Genomic DNA, 21,903 nt, shown 5'->3' with positions numbered 1-21,903 from the left:
GCAAGATAGTTACTTAAAGGTGGTGCCACTTGGATGAAAAGTCCTTTTTCACGTTTTTTTGGAGGCGGAAATAAAGCAGAGCCTATTGTGGAAAATGAAGTAGAACAAGCAGAGGCGGTACGTACAGCAGAAGAGGTTATTAAGCTTCCAATCGATCAAATTGTACCAAACCGTTTTCAGCCACGTACTATTTTTGATGACGAAAAAATTGAAGAATTATCAAGAACCATTCATACCCATGGTGTGATTCAGCCAATTGTTGTACGTAGCACAGCAAACAACCAATATGAAATCATTGCTGGTGAGCGTCGATATCGCGCAATGAAAAAGCTGCAATGGACAGAAGTACCTGCGATAGTACGAAATTTAACCGATAAGGAAACAGCATCAATTGCATTAATTGAAAACCTTCAACGTGAAGAGTTAACAGCAATTGAAGAAGCAGTGGCCTACCAAAAATTATTAGAGCTTCATGAGTTAACACAAGAAGCTTTGGCCCAACGACTAGGAAAAGGACAATCCACGGTAGCCAATAAATTACGTCTATTAAAGCTTCCTGAAGAAGTGCAGCAAGCTATTTTAAAGCGTCAAATTTCTGAAAGACATGCACGTGCGTTAATTGCTATTAAAGATCCAACATTGCAATTAGAGATTTTACAGCAAACGATTGAGCATGATTGGAATGTACGGCAATTAGAAGAACATATCCATACATTGCTCCATCCAGAAGCGGTGGAACAAGAAGAAGAAACACCTAAAAAAGTGAAGCCGAAAAGAAAAGCAATCAGTAAAGATGTTCGAATTGCCTTAAATACCATTAAACAATCGCTTTCGATGGTGACGAAAAGTGGTATAACGGTGAAGACCGAAGAAGAAGATACGGAAGAATATTATCAAATTACAGTGAAAATACCTAAAAAGAAGAAATCTTAAATTATATTACAAAAGTAAATATCACTGTACTATAACGTCCGTACAGAGGAGGATCTTAGAAATAATTCTAAGATGCCTCCTTTTTTGTATATATTCTTAATATTTTATACAACTCTGTTCTGTTTTTTTGATAGAATGATAGTTAAGATAATGGTATTGAACAATGATTTTACAAATGGATTTATCAAAGTGAACTTTGATGGATGAAAGCAGGTGCTTTTAAATGGGTAGAATTATAGCAATCGCCAATCAAAAGGGTGGCGTAGGTAAAACAACAACATCAGTCAATTTAAGCGCTTGTCTCGCATACTTAGGAAAAAAAGTGCTATTGATTGATACAGATCCACAAGGCAATACAACAAGTGGGCTTGGCATTAATAAAGGTGAAATACAAAGTTGTATTTATGATGTCCTCATCGATGATGAAGATGTTGAAAATGTTGTGCTACAAACAAATGTAGAAAATCTATCAATTGTTCCTGCAACCATTTCATTAGCGGGGGCAGAGATTGAATTAGTGTCAACGATTTCTCGTGAAGTACGCTTAAAGCATGCACTTCAAGACATTAAAGAAGACTATGACTATATTATTATTGATTGCCCACCCTCATTAGGACTATTAACAATTAATGCATTAACAGCTTCTGATGCATTGATTATTCCTGTGCAATGTGAATATTATGCATTAGAAGGTTTAAGTCAGTTATTATCTACTGTCCGTTTAGTGCAGAAGCATTTAAATCAGCAACTTTATATTGATGGTGTATTGTTAACAATGCTTGATGCAAGGACGAATTTAGGTTTGCAAGTAATTGATGAAGTGAAAAAATATTTCCAAGATAAAGTATATAAAACAATCATTCCTCGTAATGTCCGATTAAGTGAGGCACCAAGTCATGGACAGCCTATTATCATTTACGATGCAAAATCAAGAGGTGCAGAAGTATATTTAGAGATGGCGAGGGAAGTGATAAAAAATGGCTAAAGGTTTAGGAAAAGGTATTAGTGCGCTATTTCCAGGGGAATCATTAGAACAAAGTGGGCAAGTAGAAGAACTACAACTACAGCTAATCGTCGCGAATCCATTTCAGCCTCGTAAAATATTCGATGAAGAAGCATTGCAGGAATTAGCAATGTCGATTCAAGAACACGGTATTTTACAACCAATTGCTGTACGCAAAAAGGCGCGGAAATATGAAATTGTGGCGGGAGAGCGCCGTTTTAGAGCGGCCCAATTAGCTGGGTTAGACATAATACCGGCAATTGTCAAAGAACTAACTGACTCACAAATGATGGAATTAGCGATATTAGAAAATCTTCAGCGTGAAGATTTAACCGTTATAGAAGAGGCTGAAGCTTATCAAAGTTTAATGGAAAACTTACACTTAACGCAGGAGGAGCTTTCTAAGCGTTTAGGTAAAAGTAGACCACATATTGCGAACCATGTCCGATTATTAGCTTTACCAGAAGATGTCCGAGCCTTAATGAATGATGGCACACTATCAATGGGGCAAGGGCGTGCATTACTTGGCTTGAAAAATAAACGGAGAATTCCTGAAATTGCACAAAAGATTATTAAACAAGGCTTAAATGTACGCCAAGTGGAAATTTTAGTGCAAAATTTAAATGAAGAAGTTTCACGTGAAACATCGCAGAAGAAGAAGGATATTTTCGTTGTGGCAAAGGAATCGCAATTGAGAGATTATTTTGGTACAAATGTCCAAATAAAAAAAGCAAATAATAAAGGTAAAATAGAAATTGAATTTTACTCAGAAGACGATTTGGAACGCATTTTAGAAATATTAAATATCCAAAATGATGATGAATAGATTATTAATGTAATTAGAGCGCCAACATGCTAGGCGCTCTCTATTTTTCTAGAGAGAAAGAAGGCCTTTATTGTGGTTATTTTAGGATCATTAATTAATGCACTACTCATCATAGTAGGCGCATTGATAGGGCGCATTTTTAAAAATATTCCTGAGTCGATGAAAGCCACAGTATTATCGATTATTGGCTTATCTGTTGCGCTATTAGGGATAAAAATGGGCTTTGAGAGTAATAATTTTATTATTTTAGTGGTAAGTTTAGTAGTAGGTACGGTAATAGGAGAATGGCTCGATTTAGATAAGCAAATGAATCGACTAGGTAAATGGGTAGAATCACTTTTTAGTAAAGGACGTAATAGTGACAATCAAATTAACATTGCAGAAGGTTTTGTTACTGCATCATTAATATTTGTCGTGGGCTCCATGGCGATAATAGGTGCACTTGATAGTGGTCTACGTCAGGATCATAATGTATTAATAACAAAAGGCATTATAGATGGCTTTACCTCTATTATTTTAGCCTCTACTTTAGGTATTGGCGTACTATTATCAGCCGTGCCAGTATTTGTGTATCAAGGAATCATAGCTGTTTTTGCAGGTGTTATAAGCGCTTATATTCCAGATGATGCATTACAAATGTTTATTACAGAAATGACGTCTGTAGGTGGCGTTATGATTTTAGCAATAGGTTTAAATATTGCAGGCTTAACAAAGATCAAGGCTGCTAACTTGTTGCCGGGTATCGTCGTTGTCGGCATCTTGGTTGCTATCATCTATCCTTTTCAATGAATAACGATGTGCAGCAAGTAGTAAAGCCCTTGAAAGCTTCTCAGCCATTGCGTAAGATATATGCAATCGCGTATTTTGTAATACGAGCATTTCCATAAAGCCTCCAATATTGACGATTCCTTTAACGGAAATGTCTCCAATTGGGGGCAATTCTTTTTTTACCGCTTTTCCAGGCAGTATAGGCCCATCTTGTACAGCAATATGCCCAACATTTTGTTCGCTACCGAGACATGCATCAATCGCAATAATAAATGGTTTCGTAGTATGATGGTGTAACTGTTGAATCGTCGTATCTAAGTTAAGGGCATGCAATGGATCTTCTAAAGTTCCTACAACTTCATATGGGAAACTAACAGATTTTTTCAAAAAACTACCTGTTAATGGTCCGAGTGTATCGCCAGTACAACGATCACTTCCGATACAGCAAAAAATAAGACGTTCGTGATGGAAGGGAATATACTCTAAAAATAATGTACTTAATTGCCAAACGGCATTTTTACTTTCGTGATGAAGCGAATAAGGTAGTACTAAATTAGAAATAGTATTCATAAAAAAACTCACTTTCATTATTATTTGGAAGAAGTGCTCAATTTTTATGCAGTATACGCAAATTTTTAACAAGTTATTCAAGAGGTGGTAACAATGAATTTATATACGAAATGGATACAGAAGAAATGGGATATACTGACGTCCGAAAAATTTTGGGACAATGTAATTGGGGCAAGTTTTAAGATTACAGTCATCCTCATTGCATCGTTTTTAGCGGTGAGGTTAGGTAAAAAAATTATTAAAAAAGCATTTTTAATAAGAATGCGTTCACCATTAAATCACTCAGAGCGTCGCCAACGAACAATTGCGCGATTACTACAAAGTGTGATTTCCTATGTAGTCTACTTTTCAGCTATAATAGCGATTCTCTCTGTGCTGCATATTAAAGTCGCTGGTTTACTTGCAGGGGCTGGGATTGTCGGGTTAGCCATCGGTTTTGGTGCACAAAGCTTAGTGAAGGATGTCATTACAGGATTCTTTATTATTTTTGAAGACCAATTCGGTGTAGGGGATTATATTAAAATAAATGCAGCAGAAGGAACTGTAGTAGAAATAGGATTACGTACTACAAAAATTAATGGTTCCACTGGGGAGCAATTTATTATTCCAAATGGTTCAATTGGCGAAGTGATTAATTACTCTATCAATAACTCGAAAATTTTTATAGATTTACAAATGACCACAGATGCAGATTTTGAAAAAGCGGAAGTTCTTGTTAGAGAATATTTAGGTTCACTTCAAGAAAGTCATAAAGAGCTTGTAGCAGTCCCTACCTTTTTAGGTGTACAAAATGTAAAAGGTAAAGAAGTAACGATTCGCATTGCTGCAGAAACATTACCACAACAACAATATGGCGTGGCACGTACGATTCGTCGTGACGTAACAAAACTATTTGAAGAACATAATATTCCTATGGCGTAACCTAAAGTGATGTTATATGGTGGAAGTGGAAAAGAAGATGGGAGAAGTGAATAATATGGAAGCGAAAAAATTTGATTTAAATGATATTGTCGAAATGAAAAAACAACATCCATGTGGCACAAATGAGTGGAAAATTATCCGAATGGGTGCAGATGTGCGCATTAAATGTGAAGGATGTCAGCACAGTGTGATGATCCCACGTCGAGAATTTGAGAAAAAAATGAAAAAAGTTATTAAGCATGCAAGTGAAGCCTAGCTTTTGTGTATTAGACTTTTTATGGGCGAATCAATATAATAGATAGGGTTATACAGAAAACTTTAACTTGCTTCAAAAAATCCTCACTCCTCTAGGTGAGGAAGAATAGCTACTAAGTACTTAAATTGATTGGGGATTCAACCTTGGTTAATTTAATTACCCCTGCGGATGTCACGGATTTTCAGACGAGCATTTCGAGCAGGCGCGGAAAAAATCTGGACGCCATTACGCGGTGGTACTTAAATGGCACCGATTTATTTATGTTATATTCTAAAAGTACTGCGTTAATGCTTACGCACACTTTGAAGTAAGAAACTTAGCACTCGTTATGAACGAGATAAACAGAACAAAATTGAACTGAGTATAGAAAGGTTGTGTCCATTTATGGCATTAACAGCTGGAATCGTTGGTTTACCTAACGTCGGAAAATCAACACTATTTAACGCAATTACAAAAGCGGGCGCTTTAGCTGCCAACTATCCATTCGCAACAATCGATCCAAACGTAGGAATCGTTGAAGTACCAGATGCACGCTTAGATAAATTGACGGAGTTAGTTGTACCAAAAAAGACCGTACCAACAGCATTTGAATTTACAGATATTGCTGGTATCGTAAAAGGTGCGTCTAAAGGAGAAGGTTTAGGAAACAAATTCCTAGCTCATATTCGTGAAGTAGATGCAATTTGCCAAGTCGTACGTTGCTTTGTAGACGAAAATATTACGCACGTATCTGGTGCAGTAGATCCAATTGATGATATTGAAGTCATTAACTTAGAGCTTGCGCTTGCTGATTTAGAATCAGTTGATAAACGTTTACAACGTGTAAGCAAAATGGCGAAACAAAAAGATAAAGAAGCGATGGTGGAAGAACCAATTCTTCTTAAAATCAAAGCTGAATTAGAAAACGGTCGACCTGCTCGTGCGGCTGAGCTTTCAGAAGACGAGTTAAAAGTTATTAAAGGTCTACACCTATTAACGATTAAACCAATGCTGTATGTTGCCAATGTATCAGAGGACGAAGTGGCAGATGCTGATAATAATGAATATGTTCAAAAGGTACGTGAATATGCATCAGCTGAAGGTGCGCAAGTCATTACAATTTGCGCAAAAATTGAAGAAGAAATTTCAGAGCTTGACGATGAAGAAAAAGCGATGTTCTTAGAAGAACTAGGCATTAAAGAATCAGGTCTGGATCAACTAATTCGTACTTCTTATGATTTATTAGGTCTTGCTACTTACTTCACTGCTGGGGTACAAGAAGTTCGTGCATGGACATTCCGTAAAGGCATGAAAGCACCACAATGTGCTGGTATTATTCATACTGACTTTGAACGTGGATTTATTCGTGCAGAAACAGTAGCTTTCGATGATTTAGTCGAAGCAGGTTCACAAGCTGCTGCGAAAGAGGCTGGTAAAGTACGTCTTGAAGGTAAAGAATACATTGTACAAGACGGCGATATCATGTTATTCCGCTTTAACGTCTAATTCGTAATTTTTAGATAAACGAAATAGGCTTTTCTTAACGTTGGATGGACGTTTGGGAAAGCCTATTTTTGGCTATATAAATATCAGAATTTTCTAATTCCAAAAAAAGGGGGGCACTATGGACTTATTAGAAGTAAAAGAACGAGCACTAGAAATCGAACAGCTAGGAAAGTTGCCGCAAGATATATTAGACATTATTTACGAGCAACAATTGTTTAAACTGTTTATAGCAAAGGAATTAGGTGGGAAAGATTTAGATTTACTAGAAGGCATCAAAGTGTTTCAGCGCATGTCTGCTATTGATGGCAACTTTGGGTGGCTCGTGACGATAGGAACAGGTGGTAATTTGTTTATTCCAACATTAACGCAAGAAATAGGTGAAAAGATTTTTTCACCAAATGATGCTGTAATAGCGGGGAGTGGCTATCCCAATGGCACTGCTGTAAAAGTAGCTAATGGCTATGTTGTAACAGGGCAATGGAGATTTTGTAGCGGTGCTGATTACGCAACAACGTTTACCATCAATTGTTTTGTCAAAGAAGATGGAGTCATGACAGATAACATCATTAGTTGTGCTGTGAATCGCGACCAAGTAGAAATCGTTAATGATTGGCAAGCGATGGGGTTAAAAGCTACAGCAAGCCATACAATTCGTGTTCATAATGTGTGGATACCGAACGATAAAACATTTCAGTTAGGTATTTGTAAAAATCATTACAGTAATGCCGTCCATAGTTTTCCGTTCGGCACATTTGCAGAAGCTTCTTTTTTAAGCGTTTGCCTTGGCATTACAGAAAACTTTTTAGAAGAGGCTCAGTTGCTGATCGAGCAAAAAACTAAACAATTACATCGTGCTGAACGTATTGGCGCATTGCAATTTCTATTTATGCAACAACAAAAGCGTTTTCGACAAGTGGAAGAGCAATTTTACGCTATACTGTCAGCTTATTGGCTACAACATCAGCAACAAATTGAACTGACAGCACAACAAATTCAAGATTTTACGTTAATGAGTAAGGAAAGTGCAGCCGTCTGTGTGGATATCGCAAACAATATGATTCGCAGTCTTGGCATGGATGCTATTATCGAGACGGCTACTATTAATCGTATTTGGAGAAATCTATGTACAGCTGCACAACACGGTTTTTTAACACCGTAAGTTTACTTTTGAGATAATGATTTTTTTGGTGGAGCATACACATAAAGCCTTGGTAATTGAGGATCATCCTGTATAAGTGCATTTTTAGGATATTTGCGCAATTCTTTATACATAGCGAAATCTCCTACTGCACCAGCAATTAAAAAGGCACCAGCAAGCAGTAAGACAGTACTATTGAAATAAAAACCAGCAACCGTTGGTACAATACCAGTTGTCCAAAATGGTAATAATAATGCTTTTTTCATTGCATGATTAGGGAGTAGCTGGTCGGTCGTTGCATAGGCAATTCCGAGCTCTAAATTAATACCATATTTTAATGATTTATAGGGCACACCACCAAAGACTATAAACCCTATTAAATGAAAAACTTCATGCAAAATAATGAGCACGATATACAGTAGGACAAAAAGGATAAAACCGCTTACCATACGCCAAAGGGAAAACTCAAAATCTTTTAAACAAATATATTGTATGGCAATAAATAAAATGGAGAGACCGCTAGTGATGACCACACTGTCCATCATTAGTTTCTTAATATCTAATTCAATTACATGAGGTTCTTGATCTGGTAGCATAATCGTCCTCCTTTATAATTTCATCAACTTTATTATATCGAATGAATTATTAGTTTGCGACTTGAAAGACAGATGCCAATGTGTTACAATTCATTGATGTGAGTAATATTTATTGCTTACTCCTTGCTCCCTGCAAACAGGAGAGCCTGAGTCCATAAGGAGGTGTAAACAGATGAGAAAATACGAATTAATGTACATTGTACGTCCAAACATTGAAGACGAAGCGAAGAAAGCTTTAGTTGAACGTTTCAACGAAATCTTAACTTCTAACGGTGCTGAAGTCATCGAAGCAAAAGAGTGGGGCAAACGCCGCTTAGCTTACGAGATTCAAGACTTCCGCGAAGGTTACTACCAAATCGTAAAAGTAAACGCTCCTTCAGAAGCAATCAACGAATACACACGTCTTGCTAATATCAGCGAAGATATCATTCGTCACATTGCAGTACGCGAAGAAGCAAAATAATTTTAAACAAAATGCTGAAAAGGAGGTTGCATTCTGATGATAAATCGTGTCGTATTAGTTGGAAGACTAACAAAAGACCCTGAGCTGCGCTACACACCGAATGGTATTGCGTCTACTCGATTTACAGTAGCTGTAAATCGTACATTCTCAAATCAACAAGGTGAAAAAGAAGCAGATTTCATTAGCTGTGTTGCTTGGCGTAAACAGGCTGAAAACTTAGCGAACTTCATGAAAAAAGGAAGTTTAATTGGAGTAGAAGGTCGTATCCAAACAGGTAGCTATGAAGGACAAGACGGTAAGCGTGTATATACAACTGATGTTGTGGCAGATAGCGTACAGTTTTTAGAACCTCGTAGTGGTGGAGGTGCTCCTGCATCTAACCAATACGGTGGACAATCTTACGCAAATAGTCAGCCGTCATATGGCGGTGGACAACCACAACAACAGTATGGTGGCGCGATGCCTCAGCAAGGTTCGTTTGGCGGCGGTGCTTCTTATCAACAAAATCAACCACCGATGAATCAGCCGAACTATACACGAGTAGATGAAGACCCATTTGCGAACAGCAAGGGACCAATTGAAGTATCTGAAGACGATCTTCCGTTCTAATCTTTAATCTACAAAAACTATAAACTTATAAGGAGGAGACATCACTATGGCACCACGTCGCGGAGGCCGCAAACGCCGTAAAGTTTGCTACTTCACTGCTAATAACATTACGCATATCGACTATAAAGATGTGGATTTACTTAAAAAATTCATCTCTGAGCGCGGTAAAATCTTACCACGTCGCGTAACTGGCACTAGCGCTAAGTACCAACGTAAATTAACTTCAGCTATCAAAGTTTCTCGTATTATGGGATTACTTCCATTCGTATCTGAAGATAAATAAGAGTTGTGAAAGTACAACAAAGGTTAATAAACCTCTGTTGTACTTTTTTTATTTTAATTAGGGATGGTTAACAATCTGATGAGTTTTGCAGTCATCTTACATATTTAAAAGACCAAAAAGTGGAGCCTTACTACACAAAAATTGTAGTAAGGCTCTACTTATTGGTCATTATTTTAACTTTCCTATTGATAAGTTAACACGATAGTTTCCGTACTTTAAGAGTCGTTCTAGAAAGATATCTAAGTCTTCATTTGAAGCAAAATGTGTTTTTAATAAATAACAACCATCACCACTTGTACGGTGTACTTCAGAAATTGCTTCTTCCTCTTGAAAGAAATTTTTAAATTCCTGATGATTAGTTGTTTTTACGAATACCGTAATAAATGCTGTCAATAATTGACCTAATTTCATTCGATTTATGGCGATTGTATATTGTTCAATAACTCCTATATCCTCTAATCTTCGAATGCGGTTTCCTACAGCCTGCCCCGTCATGTGTATTTTTTGACCAAGTTCTTTCCATTGTATTCTTGAGTTTTCGCTTAATAATTTCAGAATCTCCAAATCTGTTTGATCAATGATTTAAATCATTCCTTTCATCATGAAAGTAGAACGTCAGAAAGCGTTTCGCCAACTTATTCTGCTTATCGATACAATTCACTATACTTAGTTTATCCTCTTACATCACATTATTTATTAGTTTTATTTACTTAAAACATAGAGGACGTAACAATAATACATCTAGATTTGAAGGAGGTTAAAAATATGTTATTACAAGAAATTTTAGCATTCAATGAACAATTTGTGGGAAATAAAGAATATGCCCCACGTGAAGCGACAAAATTGCCTAAAAAGCGTATGGTAGTTGTTTCTTGCATGGATGCTCGTTTAATTGAGCTACTGCCAAAAGCTTTAGACATACACGATGGTGATGCAAAAGTTATTAGAAATGCTGGTGGTAAAATTCCATCAGCTTTCGATAGTGTGATGCAAAGTGTTGTAGCATCCGTATACGATCTAAACGCAGATGAAATATTCCTTATCGGACACCATAGATGTGGTGCTAGCCAATCCAATCCACGTGGAACACTTCAAAAAATATTAGATCGTGGGGCAGCTACACCAGAAATTTTATCAGCAATTGAATACGCTGGTGTTGACCTTGAAAAATGGTTATTTGGATTTGATGATGTCTGCGATTCAACGCAAGCGAATGTTGATTTAGTAAGAAACCACCCACTGATTCCAAAAGATGTTCCTGTACATGGTTTAGTGATTGACCCTCATACAGGCAAATTGGATGTAGTAGTTGATGGATATAAAGCATTAAATGGTGAAACAAAATAATTTATTAGATGGAAGGAAGTTATTAGTTATGAATAGAAAAGAAGCAACGCAAAAAATTATGGATGCCAAAATTGCAAAAGGTTTAACATGGGAAGAAATTTCAAAGGTAAGTGAAAACTCTGAGACTTGGGTTGTAACTGCACTATTAGGACAAGCTACAATGACTCGTCCAGAAGCAGAAAAAGTAGGTCAACTATTAGAGTTAGATGAAGAAGTAGTTCAAGCATTAACAGTTATTCCACTGCGCGGTGAAGTAATGCAAATGCCTCCTACAGACCCAATCTTATATCGATTATATGAAATGATGTTACAATACGCTCCAACGCTTCGAGAATTAATTCTCGAGAAAGTCGGAGAAGGTGTTATGAGTGCAATTAACTTTAACCTAGGTGTAGACACACAAGAAGATCCTAAAGGTGGCGACCCACGTATCGTTATTACACTTAACGGTAAATTCCTACCATTCCGTACATGGTAATTACTAAAGTTTAAATAAATTGCAAAAGCCTAATCATATATAATTTTAAAACAAAAAATCCATCCTTGTATCTCACTGGATGGATTTTTTATGACATTCTTTTTTAAAGGAGAATAATATGAATAAAAAATATCTTGATACCAGTTTTAGTATTTTACAATGGCTTATTTTTTTATTAGCAAATGCAATTGCATTACCTATCATTATTGGTGGCCTATTTCATTTATCAATTGAAGAGATTTCAACATTAATGCAGCGGACCTTTTTAGTTGTGGGAGTAAGCTCGTTTATACAAGCTTGGTTAGGACATGGTTATCCCATTGCAGATGGTCCAGCAGGTTCGTGGGTAAGCATTTTTGTCATCTTGGGACAGATAGCTCTGAATCAAGGACAAAGTACAAAAGATGCATTGCAAATTTTAGAAGGTGGATTAATAATTGCAGGTCTATTACTATTCTTCCTTGGTGCAACAGGACTTGTGCATCGATTTCTAAGATTATTTACACCATTAGTTACAGGAACCTTTCTTTTAATCTTGGCTCTTCAACTTAGTGGTGTGCTACTCAAAGGAATGTTGGGATTACAAGGAACTGAAACGCATCCTGACTATGCAACAGGTACTATTGCTGTCTTTGTTTTTGCCATTATTACTTTCTTATCAATCAAAGGGATAGGGTGGATAAAAAATTATGCTGTGTTACTTGGTATTTCATGTGGCTGGCTCTTGTATGTTGTAGTAGGCAAACCATTGCAAATGCCTACTCACACATCGTTTGTTAAGTTACCAGAAATATTTGCTTGGGGCATGCCTAGGTTCGATATTGGAATGACTTTAACTGCAACTTTATTTACTTTTCTTTTAGTTGCAAATACGATAGCCGCTATTTCAGCAGTAAAACAACTGGCTCCTTTATCTAATGAAAATGAAAAGCAAACACTGAACAGAGGTGTTGGCATCGGAGGTATATCACATCTTATCTCGTCTTTGTTTTCTACAATTGGCATTGTACCGTTACCTGCTTCAGCAGGATTTATTCAACTAACTGGACAAAAGAAAGTAAAGCCATTTCTTATAGCAAGTTTCATATTAGCGGTAATTTCCTTTGTTCCCTCGGTTGTAGGGTTTATATCCTTGCTACCGGGTCCGATAGCAAATGCCGCAGTTTTAGCAACATTTGTCCAATTGATAGGTATTGCATTTCAAACTATTTTAAGTGAAAAATTAAACCAACGTCGATTAACTATATTAGGAATAACTTTATTAATCAGTTTAGGAATAATGTTTCTTCCGGAAAGTACATTTATAGAAATTCCGCATTACTTACAATATATTTTAAGTAATGGAATACTTGTAGGGACGATGATTGTAATTCTCCTTGAACAGTTTTGGAAAGAGTAAGGGATTTGCTAGACAATGCACGTTCTGTTAGCCATATATTTTGAAATAGGTGTTATCGATTTCTAGCGCGATGAAATCTTATCACGTCGCGTAGCTGACATTAACCTAAGTACTAACGTAAATTAACGTCAGCTATCAAAGTTTCTCCTATTAGAATTTTAATCTAAATAAGCTTGTTAAGCACAACAAGGTTAATAGCCTTATTGTGCTTTTTTCCATTGAAAACAGACACTAAATAAGCCCGACAAGCAGTAGCCGATGTATATAGATAATTAAATAAAATGGCTATCAATTTTCATTTAATTTTGAATATTGACAAATAAATATATCACTATTTATTATAATATTAAAAATTATCAAATTTATTTTGTAAATCAAGGGGTGTTTACATTGAAAACTACAAAATGGATGTTGGTAAGTGCACTTACATTAAGTTTAAGCGGCACAATTTTATCTTCAGCAAATGCAGTAACACTAGATGACCCAACGATTTATGGCGGGTGGAGCGAAGATACGGGCTATTTTACTGTTCGGCAAGATAGTGGTTTTTCTTCATTTGCTGCTAGTAACCCTATACATAGGGCAACGAAAGAGTATACAAGAAGAGGTTCAGCTGTTTATGAGCGGGTCATTGCAGACACAACTTGGCCTGGAGTATACCATTATTCTAGAGCTCGTTACGAATCGGCTATTTCGGGTCGCGCAGAAGCAGATAGCGGCCGTGTATGGGGTTTCGGTACAACACAGGCAATTAGCGGTTGGCACCCTGGCGACTTAGGCTGGGTTGCGAAAACGTACTACGGAAAATAACATACACGAAGAGATAATCAATTGATTATCTCTTTCTTGCAATTTAACGGGATGAAAAAATATATAGTATCCACTAAGTTTTTGTTACTAACGTTACTATTGTTTACTAGCACCGCTGCCTTGCTTTATATAATGGACTCTGTTAGCTATACCAATATGATTAACAATGGCTATATCAACAAAAATGCCGTTGAATTCATTATCAATACTGAAGAGCGCTCACTAGACATCGACTTAAAAGAGCCTTATTTGTTAATGCAATATAAACTAGACAATCCACATTTTAAATATATTTATATTCACAAGTCAGTAAAGTTGCCACCTATAAGCTATAACAAACAGCCACGGTCAAAAGACTATATCATTACAGGTACTGTTTTTCCTGAAGGGACCCTTTCAAAAAATATGAGAAGCCTCGTTATTGGCCAATTTGCCACACCTGGCTCTTATTTGAATAGGGAGGCCTGGTATATATCAAAAACTCAACAAATCAATTTGGCCAATGGAACAAAGTTTATTCTCAATGTAGAAAGTGGAAATCCATATAAATTGATGCAAAAAATGTTCCCTAATACGAGTTATCAGCTACTTGAAAACGAAGATAGAGGAACTGCTATATTAAAGTCAAATGTTCTTTTAAATGGGTTCTTACTTATTTCTGTACTGTTTGTCATTATTGCGCAAGCTGTTACAGTCTATTATGCCATTCAAAGTAAAAAATCAATTGTGCAAATATTGTATTTAGCAGGTGGGAAATGGCACATCATATTTCATAAAGTTTTTATAGCAGAATTCATTGCGCTATTCGTGATAATGATATTGGAATCTTTAGTATTAATCGCAGTTAATCACTTCTATTTTATTTGGGGTAGTCATTGGTACTACCAAGCTGTTTTCTATATGTTCATAACAATTATAGGGTATTTTTTAGCCTGTCTACTAATGACAAAGTCCTTGATTAAAAAAGGAGTAAGATCATTTTGAATACAACTAGACTTCTACTAAAAAATAAAAAATTGTTTACGTTGATAACAGGATTACTTTCATTTCTATTTTCTGTCGTTTTATTTGTACTGTTAGTAAATCTAAACATTTCGAAAATAGAAATACGTACAGCAAATAAATTTCATAACTACAACATTTATCAAATTTCGGATGATTTAATCGGCGAAAGAGAAATTGAATTTTTTACAAATGTAAAAAACTATGATATCCTCAATGATTTTAATAATGGGGTATTTAAAAATAGTAAAGTTGTTTTTTATAATGCCGTATCGCAACAAATAGGCTTAAAAGAATATCCTCCTGATAAGAAGTTCTCCGCCTATTATGAATGGGGCTCTACTAATGATATTTATGAGTTCGAAGGTGCGTTATATCAAACCACTAAATCGATACAAGTGACTAAATCTGTATTTGATTATAATAACGTTGAACTGATGGAAGGACAGCCATTTGAGGATTCCGCTTATATCTATGTAGCAGGGAGAAAGGAAATACCTGTTATTCTCGGCTCTGACTATCGTCCATACTATAAGTTGCATGACCAATTAGAGATTCATTATTATTTTGAAAAATTTATTGGGCGAGTCGTAGGCTTTGCCAAGGAAAATTCATTTATTTTCACTAAAAATGAACCGCAGCAAGTACTCAATCGTTATATCTTGCTGCCATCCATGTCGCTTTCCGAACAGCCTTCTGAATTGTTACAAAAAACGGAGGTAAATGAAGTATTCTTTAGGGCACTTCTTTTAAGCAAAATGGGTGGTATTTTAATGACCAACTTAAACGCACTTGAAGTAAGAAAGGAAATTGGAGAGATAGAAAAATTTACGAATTTCACTGATTTTCAAATTATTGGTGCGAATTCGCTAGCAGTTGATCTTTTATATAAAATGATTGAAACTAATCAAACACTTATTGTTACAATATCGGGTGTTGTATTTATTTTTATTTTGTGTGCTTTCTATTTGTTTGTTAAAAGCTTTATAAAAAGACAATTCGATACGTATTTAGTGTTCATTATGAGTGGTGTTACAAATCATAAGATCAAGAAAACGATCCAATTTGAATTTTCAATTCTCAATGGCTTGAGTATAGGATTAGCATTGTTGTGCACCGTTGTATTTATGCAAGACACTACAATACTATCCATTTTAATAATTGCCGGGTTCATGGTTTGGTTGGTATTCAATGTCGTTGTTTATATGTTAGTGAATAACTTATTAGCAACAACGAATATTATTGAAAAGTTAAAGGGTGATTAATATCAAAGGCTTCATTACATTAGATAACATAGTAAAAGCGTATAATGAAAAAACGATATTAAATAACATTAATTTAAAAGTCGCCGGTAAACAATTTATCTCTATAAAAGGACCAAGCGGTGTCGGCAAAAGCACGCTGCTTAATATTTTTGCAGGACTTGAAAAGGCAGATAGTGGCCAGTACATAATGGATGGTATCGAAATGCATAAGCAAGGTCTTAATGAACTCTCGAATATAAGAGGCAGTCGAATCGGCTATATCTCACAATACAATCCAATGATTCGTAACCTCACAGTTCGGGAAAATATACTGGCACCATTAGTATTAGGTAAATATGATAAAAAGCAAAGCATAGCCTATAGCGATGAGCTGAGTGCATATTTAAAAATTGACCATTTACTTGATAAAAAAATTGAAAAGCTATCCGGGGGAGAAAGGCAACGGGTAGGGGTCATTAGAGCACTCATTAAAAAGCCTACATTGTTAATAGCAGATGAGCCAACTGGGTCATTGGACGACGATACGACTAGGTTAGTGTTTAATCTTTTTAAAAGGCTATGTGGCAATGACACGACGATCGTGATGGCTACGCATAGTCATTTAAGTTCTCAATATGCAGATCAAGAATATTTGATGAGTTCGGAGGGGATGTTGTTAAACGCCCAAACGGTAAGCGCTACATAGCCATTATTCGTTGAATGTCGATCATGTGAGTTCGGTATTGCACCGGACTCATTTTTTAATTTGCCTTTATCTTTCATCCCCTAAAAGCAGTAAAATTCAATGGCAATACCCTTGTTTGGACTAAAAAACTTTACTTTTGTCATGAATTCATCAAAAAGCATCTAGACAGTCTTAGCGATTTTTGTTCAATAGGGTGAAAAAATGGTACAATAAAGTTTAGTAAGTTTGACAGACAAAAAGGAAGGTTTTCAATGCCGAATAATCAAACAAAGGCGCTTGTACAAGGCTCAATGATGGTTGCAATGTTTACAATCTTAATGATGATTGCAACGTATATACCAATTATTTTTATCATTGCCTTAATTTTTTCTCCATTACCGATTGCTTGGTATAGTGCACATTACAAGCGTTCCGCATCGATATTCGTAGCAATTGTTGGCTGTATTTTAACAATGCTAACGAGTGGACTGTTCATGCTACCATTCGCCTTTATTACGGCGTTACTTGGGGTAGTTATAGGTAATGGAATTCAATTAAAGAAGAGTAAACTTTATTTATTCATGTCAACAGGTGTCGCGGTACTTTTATCGTCAGCGCTTGTCTATTTAGCATTTGTGCAAATAGCGAAAATTAACGTCGTTGAAATAAGTTTGAAAGTTGCGCGTGATAGTTACGAGCAATCCAATGAGCTTGCTAAAAGTATGACGGGTCAATACGCCTTCCAACCTGAAAAATTGGAGGCTACGCTTAGAGCAATGGAGCTAACGGTACCATCGACAGTAACAATTTCCGCATTTTTAATCGCGTTTATTGTGATTACATTAAATTTACCGATTTTAAAACGGCTAGGTTTAGCAGTCCCGAAATTTCCAGCGTTTCAACATTTGCGACTACCACGCTCGATTTTATGGTATTACATGATTATTTTGTGTATTAACCTATTTATACGTCCAGAAGCAGGCTCTATGCTAGATGTTATTGTATTAAATGTGTCATATATTTTATGGATGTTATTTATCCTTCAAGGGATAGCGTTTATCCATTACTTCATTGCGACCAAAGGCATGCCGAGTGTTGTCAAATGGATTGCTACTATATTAGCCATTCCACTGTCATCATTTATTATTTTACTCGGTATTATCGATTTAGGTTTCGACGTGCGTTCACTTGTGAAAGGGAAGACTAAGGAATAAGGGGCTGATGTAATGGGAACTTTTAGAAAACGACCAATCCGCTATCCGCTTTTTGTTCTTTCCATTTTTGGTATCGTGACGTTCGCGCTTCTTTGTATTTGGAATATCGGAATAGGTTTGGGCTATGGCATAGGCTTTGCAGTGTTAATGGTCTATACATGGAAAATTGAACAAAGTACTTTTGAAGAGACAGAAAAGCATATAGAGTCTATTTCCTTCCGCATGAAAAAGGTTGGAGAAGAGGCTTTGCTTGAAATGCCAATCGGAATCTTACTAGTGAATGAAGAGTATGAAATCGAGTGGTCAAACCCATATATGCAAAATGTGTTAGATAATGAGTCATTAGTTGGTGAGGGCATCGTCAATATATCCGATGACATCTATGTACTAATGAAGACCGAGGAAACTAAAGAAGCAACGATAACGCTTCGTGATCGCAAATACCGTGTCTTTTATAAAGAAGAGGAGCGCTTATTATACTTCTTCGATATTACGGAACAAATCGCTATTGAAAAACAATACTTTGCAGACCGCACAGTCATTGCCATATTATTTGTTGATAACTATGATGAAATTACACAAGCAATGGACGATCAACCGCGTAGCTTAACTAACACGATGGTTACATCCATTGTTAACGACTGGGCAGCGGAGCATGGCATTTTTGTAAAACGAATTTCATCGGATCGTTTTTTAGCAGTGTTAAATGAGTCGATTTTAACGGAGCTAGAAAAGAAGAAATTTACTATTTTAGATACAATCCGAGAAAAGACAGCGCAAAAAAATCTGTCGCTAACGCTTAGTATTGGCGTCGGTGCAGGCTCTTCTTCATTAGTGGAGCTTGGTGAGCTAGCTCAATCAAGCCTTGACCTAGTATTAGGTCGTGGCGGGGATCAGGTAGCTATCAAGCAACCTACTGGAAAGCTGAAATTTTACGGTGGCAAAACCAACCCTGTAGAAAAACGTACCCGTGTAAGAGCGCGCGTTATTTCACATGCATTACGCGATTTAATCCAAGACAGTGACCAAGTGTTTGTTATGGGGCATAAAAACCCTGATATGGACTCAATCGGTGCATCTGTCGGGGTTCGCAAAATGGCACAAATGAATGATGTAAAAGGTTATGTTGTCATTAATTTTGATGAATTAAACGGTAGTGTAACCCGTTTAATGAATGAAATTGAAACGAAATCCGACTTCTATGAACATTTCTTAACACCAGAAGAAGTTGCAGGCAAAATGACTGAGAAATCTTTACTTATTATAGTGGATACGCATAAGCCTAATTTAGTCATCGACCCACACTTATTAAAGCTGGCGGAAAAAGTAGTCGTGATTGACCATCACCGTCGTAGTGAAGACTTTATTGAAAATCCAACACTTGTCTATATGGAGCCTTATGCTTCATCTACCGCTGAGCTTGTAACAGAATTGCTAGAGTATCAGCCAAAGCGAGCAAAAATTAATATGTTAGAGGCGACAGCGTTGTTAGCTGGCATTATTGTTGATACAAAGAGTTTCACACTGCGCACTGGTGCACGTACGTTTGAGGCAGCTTCTTATTTACGAACAAATGGAGCCGATACCGTTTTAGTACAGAGGCTCTTAAAAGAAGATATTATTACGTACATCGAACGATCAAAAATTGTACAAACGGTCAAATTCGTCAAGCCAGGTATTGCAGTAGCAGTCGGTGAAGATGGTAAAATTTATGATTCTGTATTAATCGCACAAACAGCTGATATTTTATTAACGATGAAAGACGTAAACGCATCTTTCGTCATTGCCCATCGCTCTGATGGTAAAATAGGGATTAGTGCAAGATCGCTAGGTGAAATAAATGTACAGCTTATCATGGAAAGGCTTGGCGGTGGCGGACATTTAACAAATGCAGCTTGCCAATTAGACGCACTTTCCATAGATGAGGTTAAAAAATATTTAGAAGAGGCCATATATGAGGTACTCGAAGGGAGTTCTGAATTATGAAAGTAGTATTTTTAAAAGATGTAAAAGGTAAAGGAAAAAAAGGTGAAGTTAAAAATGTTGCAGATGGCTACGCACAAAACTTCTTAATTAAAAATGGTTACGCGGCTGAAGCAAATGCCCAAGCAATGAGCCAATTAGAGGGTCAAAAAAAATTAGAACAAAAAAATGCGGCAGCAGAATTAGCTGAAGCACAAGCTTTAAAAGAAAAGCTAGAAGCTTTAACTGTAGAATTAAAAGCAAAATCAGGTGATGGCGGTCGCCTATTTGGTTCAGTTTCTACAAAGCAGATTGCTGAAGCACTTCAAAAAGTACATGGCATTAAAATAGATAAGCGTAAAATGACTTTACCTGAAGGAATCCGTGCACTAGGCTTTACAAATGTACCTGTAAAACTACACCACGAAGTATCAGCAACATTAAAAGTGCAAGTAACGGAAGAATAAGGGGCGACTATCCATGAATGAACCGATGATAGACCGCGTTCCACCGCATAACCGGGAAGCGGAGCAATCGGTTATCGGTGCCATTTTTCTAGAACCACAGGCACTAATCACGGCATCAGAAATACTGCTTGCTGATGATTTTTACCAAAACGCACATAAAAAGATTTTTGAAACAATGCTGCGTTTAAGTGATCAAGGAAAAGCGATAGATGTTGTAACAGTTACTGAGGAATTATCAGCAAAAAAAGAGATTGAGGATGTTGGCGGGCTATCGTATTTACTAGAGCTCGCCAATGCTGTCCCTACGGCGGCAAACATTGCTCACTATGCTAAAATTGTTGAGGAAAAAGCGCTCTTACGCCGTTTAATCCGTGTAGCTACCAAAATAGTTGAAGATGGCTACACACGTGAAGACGAAGTAGAAGCACTACTTGGCGAAGCAGAAAAGAAAATGATGGAGGTCGCCAACCGCAAAAATGCTGGCGACTTTAAACATGTAAAAGACGTTTTAGTAGAAACGTTCGATAATATCGAGCAGCTACAATCACGAAAAGGCGATGTTACGGGTATACCAACAGGATTCCGTGATTTAGACAATATTACAGCGGGCTTCCAACGTAATGACTTAATTATTGTTGCGGCACGACCTTCTGTAGGGAAAACGGCTTTTGCGCTAAATGTTGCACAAAGTGTTGCTGTACAAGCACGTGAAAATGTTGCCATCTTCTCATTAGAGATGGGTGCGGAGCAATTAATCATGCGTATGCTTTGTGCGGAAGGAAATATTGATGCACAAGTTTTACGTACTGGTGCTTTAACAACCGAAGATTGGGGTAAACTAACGATGGCAATGGGAAGTTTATCGAATTCGGGTATTTTTATTGATGATACACCAGGTGTACGTATCAATGAAATTCGAGCAAAGTGTAGACGTTTAGCACAGGAGCATGGACTTGGAATGATTCTAATCGATTACTTACAGCTTATTCAAGGTAGTGGTAAGCCAGGTGAAAACCGTCAACAGGAAGTATCTGAGATTTCACGTTCGTTAAAAGGATTAGCGCGTGAATTAAAAGTACCTGTTATTGCATTATCTCAGTTATCACGTGGTGTAGAACAACGTCAAGATAAGCGACCAATGATGAGTGACTTGCGTGAATCAGGAAGTATTGAGCAGGATGCCGATATTGTTGCCTTCTTATATCGTGATGATTATTACGATAAAGAGTCCGAGAGTAAAAATATGATTGAAATTATAATCGCTAAACAGCGTAACGGTCCAACAGGAACAGTTACACTTGCTTTTAAAAAGGAATTCAATAAATTTATTAACGTGGATTGGTCACAAATGCCACCACCACCTCCACGTGATTAGTAATATTTATCTAAAAAAGAGATAATATTCATACCATTCCGTCATTAAACACGAACGTTAAATCATAGT

General features: G+C 36.7%; 25 protein-coding genes. 22 read left to right on the top strand and 3 right to left on the bottom strand.

Annotation, left to right across the window (positions count from 1 at the left end):
• Positions 1-33: 33 nt before the first annotated feature.
• The 4 genes from noc to ACIQXI_RS18135 all read left to right on the top strand — a co-directional run bounded on the left by noc (position 34) and on the right by ACIQXI_RS18135 (position 3,551).
• Positions 34-933 carry a nucleoid occlusion protein gene (gene noc / locus ACIQXI_RS18150; protein WP_402927532.1) on the top strand — a complete coding sequence of 300 codons (900 nt, stop codon included), beginning with the start codon at positions 34-36 and terminating at the stop codon, positions 931-933.
• A gap of 223 nt (positions 934-1,156) precedes the next feature.
• A complete protein-coding gene (locus ACIQXI_RS18145) occupies positions 1,157-1,918 on the top strand; it encodes a ParA family protein (protein WP_402927530.1) in 762 nt (253 codons plus the stop codon).
• Positions 1,911-2,762, top strand: a complete 852-nt coding sequence (locus ACIQXI_RS18140; RefSeq protein WP_402927528.1) for a ParB/RepB/Spo0J family partition protein — start codon at positions 1,911-1,913, stop codon at positions 2,760-2,762. Before ACIQXI_RS18145 ends, ACIQXI_RS18140 begins: the two co-directional genes overlap by 8 nt.
• Positions 2,763-2,834: 72 nt before the next feature.
• Positions 2,835-3,551: a DUF554 domain-containing protein gene (locus tag ACIQXI_RS18135; RefSeq protein WP_402927526.1), complete on the top strand. Its 717-nt coding sequence runs from the start codon at positions 2,835-2,837 to the stop codon at positions 3,549-3,551.
• Here ACIQXI_RS18135 and yyaC read toward each other — a convergent pair.
• Positions 3,468-4,100 (bottom strand): spore protease YyaC, encoded by a 633-nt coding sequence (gene yyaC, locus ACIQXI_RS18130; RefSeq protein WP_402927524.1) that lies wholly within the window; start codon positions 4,098-4,100, stop codon positions 3,468-3,470. The genes ACIQXI_RS18135 and yyaC overlap by 84 nt on opposite strands.
• Positions 4,101-4,193: 93 nt before the next feature.
• On the opposite strand from yyaC, the gene ACIQXI_RS18125 reads away from it, so the two are divergent.
• The 4 genes from ACIQXI_RS18125 (at position 4,194) to ACIQXI_RS18110 (ending at position 7,921) form a co-directional block, all read left to right on the top strand.
• Positions 4,194-5,021 carry a mechanosensitive ion channel family protein gene (locus ACIQXI_RS18125; protein ID WP_402927522.1) on the top strand — a complete coding sequence of 276 codons (828 nt, stop codon included), beginning with the start codon at positions 4,194-4,196 and terminating at the stop codon, positions 5,019-5,021.
• Between the two features lie 55 nt (positions 5,022-5,076).
• Entirely contained in the window at positions 5,077-5,277 is a 201-nt protein-coding gene (locus ACIQXI_RS18120) for a DUF951 domain-containing protein (protein ID WP_402927564.1), read from the top strand.
• A gap of 384 nt (positions 5,278-5,661) precedes the next feature.
• Complete coding sequence (ychF, locus tag ACIQXI_RS18115) at positions 5,662-6,762, top strand: redox-regulated ATPase YchF (RefSeq protein ID WP_402927520.1); 1,101 nt, start codon at positions 5,662-5,664, stop codon at positions 6,760-6,762.
• Between the two features lie 118 nt (positions 6,763-6,880).
• Complete coding sequence (locus tag ACIQXI_RS18110; RefSeq protein ID WP_402927518.1) at positions 6,881-7,921, top strand: acyl-CoA dehydrogenase family protein; 1,041 nt, start codon at positions 6,881-6,883, stop codon at positions 7,919-7,921.
• 2 nt (positions 7,922-7,923) lie between these two features.
• Here ACIQXI_RS18110 and ACIQXI_RS18105 read toward each other — a convergent pair whose 3' ends face one another.
• Positions 7,924-8,496, bottom strand: a complete 573-nt coding sequence (locus tag ACIQXI_RS18105) for a DUF3267 domain-containing protein (RefSeq protein WP_402927517.1) — start codon at positions 8,494-8,496, stop codon at positions 7,924-7,926.
• A gap of 172 nt (positions 8,497-8,668) precedes the next feature.
• Between ACIQXI_RS18105 and rpsF the strand changes: the two genes are divergently transcribed.
• The 3 genes from rpsF to rpsR are packed head-to-tail and all read left to right on the top strand — an operon-like array spanning position 8,669 to position 9,851.
• Entirely contained in the window at positions 8,669-8,959 is a 291-nt protein-coding gene (gene rpsF / locus ACIQXI_RS18100; protein ID WP_024364644.1) for a 30S ribosomal protein S6, read from the top strand.
• A 36-nt stretch (positions 8,960-8,995) separates the two neighbouring features.
• Complete coding sequence (gene ssb, locus ACIQXI_RS18095) at positions 8,996-9,568, top strand: single-stranded DNA-binding protein (RefSeq protein WP_024364645.1); 573 nt, start codon at positions 8,996-8,998, stop codon at positions 9,566-9,568.
• Between the two features lie 46 nt (positions 9,569-9,614).
• Positions 9,615-9,851, top strand: a complete 237-nt coding sequence (rpsR, locus tag ACIQXI_RS18090; RefSeq protein WP_010860721.1) for a 30S ribosomal protein S18 — start codon at positions 9,615-9,617, stop codon at positions 9,849-9,851.
• 168 nt (positions 9,852-10,019) lie between these two features.
• Here the strand turns inward: rpsR and ACIQXI_RS18085 are convergent, their stop codons facing one another.
• Positions 10,020-10,433 (bottom strand): Lrp/AsnC family transcriptional regulator, encoded by a 414-nt coding sequence (locus ACIQXI_RS18085; protein WP_402927563.1) that lies wholly within the window; start codon positions 10,431-10,433, stop codon positions 10,020-10,022.
• A gap of 183 nt (positions 10,434-10,616) precedes the next feature.
• Here ACIQXI_RS18085 and ACIQXI_RS18080 point away from each other — a divergent pair, with 183 nt between their 5' ends.
• The 11 genes from ACIQXI_RS18080 to dnaB all read left to right on the top strand — a co-directional run bounded on the left by ACIQXI_RS18080 (position 10,617) and on the right by dnaB (position 21,834).
• Positions 10,617-11,198: a beta-class carbonic anhydrase gene (locus ACIQXI_RS18080; RefSeq protein WP_402927516.1), complete on the top strand. Its 582-nt coding sequence runs from the start codon at positions 10,617-10,619 to the stop codon at positions 11,196-11,198.
• Between the two features lie 28 nt (positions 11,199-11,226).
• A complete protein-coding gene (cynS, locus tag ACIQXI_RS18075) occupies positions 11,227-11,676 on the top strand; it encodes a cyanase (protein ID WP_402927515.1) in 450 nt (149 codons plus the stop codon).
• 118 nt (positions 11,677-11,794) lie between these two features.
• On the top strand, positions 11,795-13,075 hold the full coding sequence (locus ACIQXI_RS18070) for a purine/pyrimidine permease (protein WP_402927514.1): 1,281 nt from the start codon (positions 11,795-11,797) through the stop codon (positions 13,073-13,075).
• Positions 13,076-13,465: 390 nt separating this feature from the next.
• Positions 13,466-13,885 carry a hypothetical protein gene (locus tag ACIQXI_RS18065; protein WP_402927513.1) on the top strand — a complete coding sequence of 140 codons (420 nt, stop codon included), beginning with the start codon at positions 13,466-13,468 and terminating at the stop codon, positions 13,883-13,885.
• Between the two features lie 21 nt (positions 13,886-13,906).
• Entirely contained in the window at positions 13,907-14,869 is a 963-nt protein-coding gene (locus ACIQXI_RS18060) for a hypothetical protein (RefSeq protein ID WP_402927512.1), read from the top strand.
• Positions 14,866-16,152, top strand: coding sequence for a hypothetical protein (locus ACIQXI_RS18055; RefSeq protein WP_402927511.1), 1,287 nt, complete (start codon positions 14,866-14,868; stop codon positions 16,150-16,152). Before ACIQXI_RS18060 ends, ACIQXI_RS18055 begins: the two co-directional genes overlap by 4 nt.
• Positions 16,145-16,837: an ABC transporter ATP-binding protein gene (locus ACIQXI_RS18050; RefSeq protein ID WP_402927510.1), complete on the top strand. Its 693-nt coding sequence runs from the start codon at positions 16,145-16,147 to the stop codon at positions 16,835-16,837. Before ACIQXI_RS18055 ends, ACIQXI_RS18050 begins: the two co-directional genes overlap by 8 nt.
• A 251-nt stretch (positions 16,838-17,088) precedes the next feature.
• The gene (locus ACIQXI_RS18045) at positions 17,089-18,030 is read left to right on the top strand and encodes a YybS family protein (RefSeq protein ID WP_402927509.1); all 942 of its coding nucleotides are present in this window, start codon (positions 17,089-17,091) and stop codon (positions 18,028-18,030) included.
• Positions 18,031-18,042: 12 nt separating this feature from the next.
• On the top strand, positions 18,043-20,016 hold the full coding sequence (locus ACIQXI_RS18040; RefSeq protein ID WP_402927507.1) for a DHH family phosphoesterase: 1,974 nt from the start codon (positions 18,043-18,045) through the stop codon (positions 20,014-20,016).
• A complete protein-coding gene (gene rplI / locus ACIQXI_RS18035) occupies positions 20,013-20,459 on the top strand; it encodes a 50S ribosomal protein L9 (RefSeq protein WP_402927505.1) in 447 nt (148 codons plus the stop codon). Before ACIQXI_RS18040 ends, rplI begins: the two co-directional genes overlap by 4 nt.
• Positions 20,460-20,472: 13 nt before the next feature.
• Positions 20,473-21,834: a replicative DNA helicase gene (gene dnaB / locus ACIQXI_RS18030; RefSeq protein ID WP_402927503.1), complete on the top strand. Its 1,362-nt coding sequence runs from the start codon at positions 20,473-20,475 to the stop codon at positions 21,832-21,834.
• The last annotated feature ends 69 nt before the right edge of the window (positions 21,835-21,903 follow it).

The sequence above is a fragment of the Lysinibacillus sp. NPDC097195 genome (assembly GCF_044762075.1).
Classification (GTDB): Bacteria; Bacillota; Bacilli; order Bacillales_A; family Planococcaceae; genus Lysinibacillus.
The sequence above is the reverse complement of the archived record's forward strand: the minus strand, read 5'-3'. Positions and strand labels throughout refer to the sequence as shown.

Bases quoted from the DNA above. Each gene is read 5' to 3' on its own strand.
- noc (WP_402927532.1), top strand. From the start codon at position 34: ATGAAAAGTCCTTTTTCACGTTTTTTTGGAGGCGGAAATAAAGCAGAG.
- ACIQXI_RS18145 (WP_402927530.1), top strand. From the start codon at position 1,157: ATGGGTAGAATTATAGCAATCGCCAATCAAAAGGGTGGCGTAGGTAAA.
- ACIQXI_RS18140 (WP_402927528.1), top strand. From the start codon at position 1,911: ATGGCTAAAGGTTTAGGAAAAGGTATTAGTGCGCTATTTCCAGGGGAA.
- yyaC (WP_402927524.1), bottom strand. From the start codon at position 4,100: ATGAATACTATTTCTAATTTAGTACTACCTTATTCGCTTCATCACGAA.
- ACIQXI_RS18125 (WP_402927522.1), top strand. From the start codon at position 4,194: ATGAATTTATATACGAAATGGATACAGAAGAAATGGGATATACTGACG.
- ACIQXI_RS18120 (WP_402927564.1), top strand. From the start codon at position 5,077: ATGGAAGCGAAAAAATTTGATTTAAATGATATTGTCGAAATGAAAAAA.
- ychF (WP_402927520.1), top strand. From the start codon at position 5,662: ATGGCATTAACAGCTGGAATCGTTGGTTTACCTAACGTCGGAAAATCA.
- ACIQXI_RS18110 (WP_402927518.1), top strand. From the start codon at position 6,881: ATGGACTTATTAGAAGTAAAAGAACGAGCACTAGAAATCGAACAGCTA.
- ACIQXI_RS18105 (WP_402927517.1), bottom strand. From the start codon at position 8,496: ATGCTACCAGATCAAGAACCTCATGTAATTGAATTAGATATTAAGAAA.
- rpsF (WP_024364644.1), top strand. From the start codon at position 8,669: ATGAGAAAATACGAATTAATGTACATTGTACGTCCAAACATTGAAGAC.
- ssb (WP_024364645.1), top strand. From the start codon at position 8,996: ATGATAAATCGTGTCGTATTAGTTGGAAGACTAACAAAAGACCCTGAG.
- rpsR (WP_010860721.1), top strand. From the start codon at position 9,615: ATGGCACCACGTCGCGGAGGCCGCAAACGCCGTAAAGTTTGCTACTTC.
- ACIQXI_RS18080 (WP_402927516.1), top strand. From the start codon at position 10,617: ATGTTATTACAAGAAATTTTAGCATTCAATGAACAATTTGTGGGAAAT.
- cynS (WP_402927515.1), top strand. From the start codon at position 11,227: ATGAATAGAAAAGAAGCAACGCAAAAAATTATGGATGCCAAAATTGCA.
- ACIQXI_RS18070 (WP_402927514.1), top strand. From the start codon at position 11,795: ATGAATAAAAAATATCTTGATACCAGTTTTAGTATTTTACAATGGCTT.
- ACIQXI_RS18045 (WP_402927509.1), top strand. From the start codon at position 17,089: ATGCCGAATAATCAAACAAAGGCGCTTGTACAAGGCTCAATGATGGTT.
- ACIQXI_RS18040 (WP_402927507.1), top strand. From the start codon at position 18,043: ATGGGAACTTTTAGAAAACGACCAATCCGCTATCCGCTTTTTGTTCTT.
- rplI (WP_402927505.1), top strand. From the start codon at position 20,013: ATGAAAGTAGTATTTTTAAAAGATGTAAAAGGTAAAGGAAAAAAAGGT.
- dnaB (WP_402927503.1), top strand. From the start codon at position 20,473: ATGAATGAACCGATGATAGACCGCGTTCCACCGCATAACCGGGAAGCG.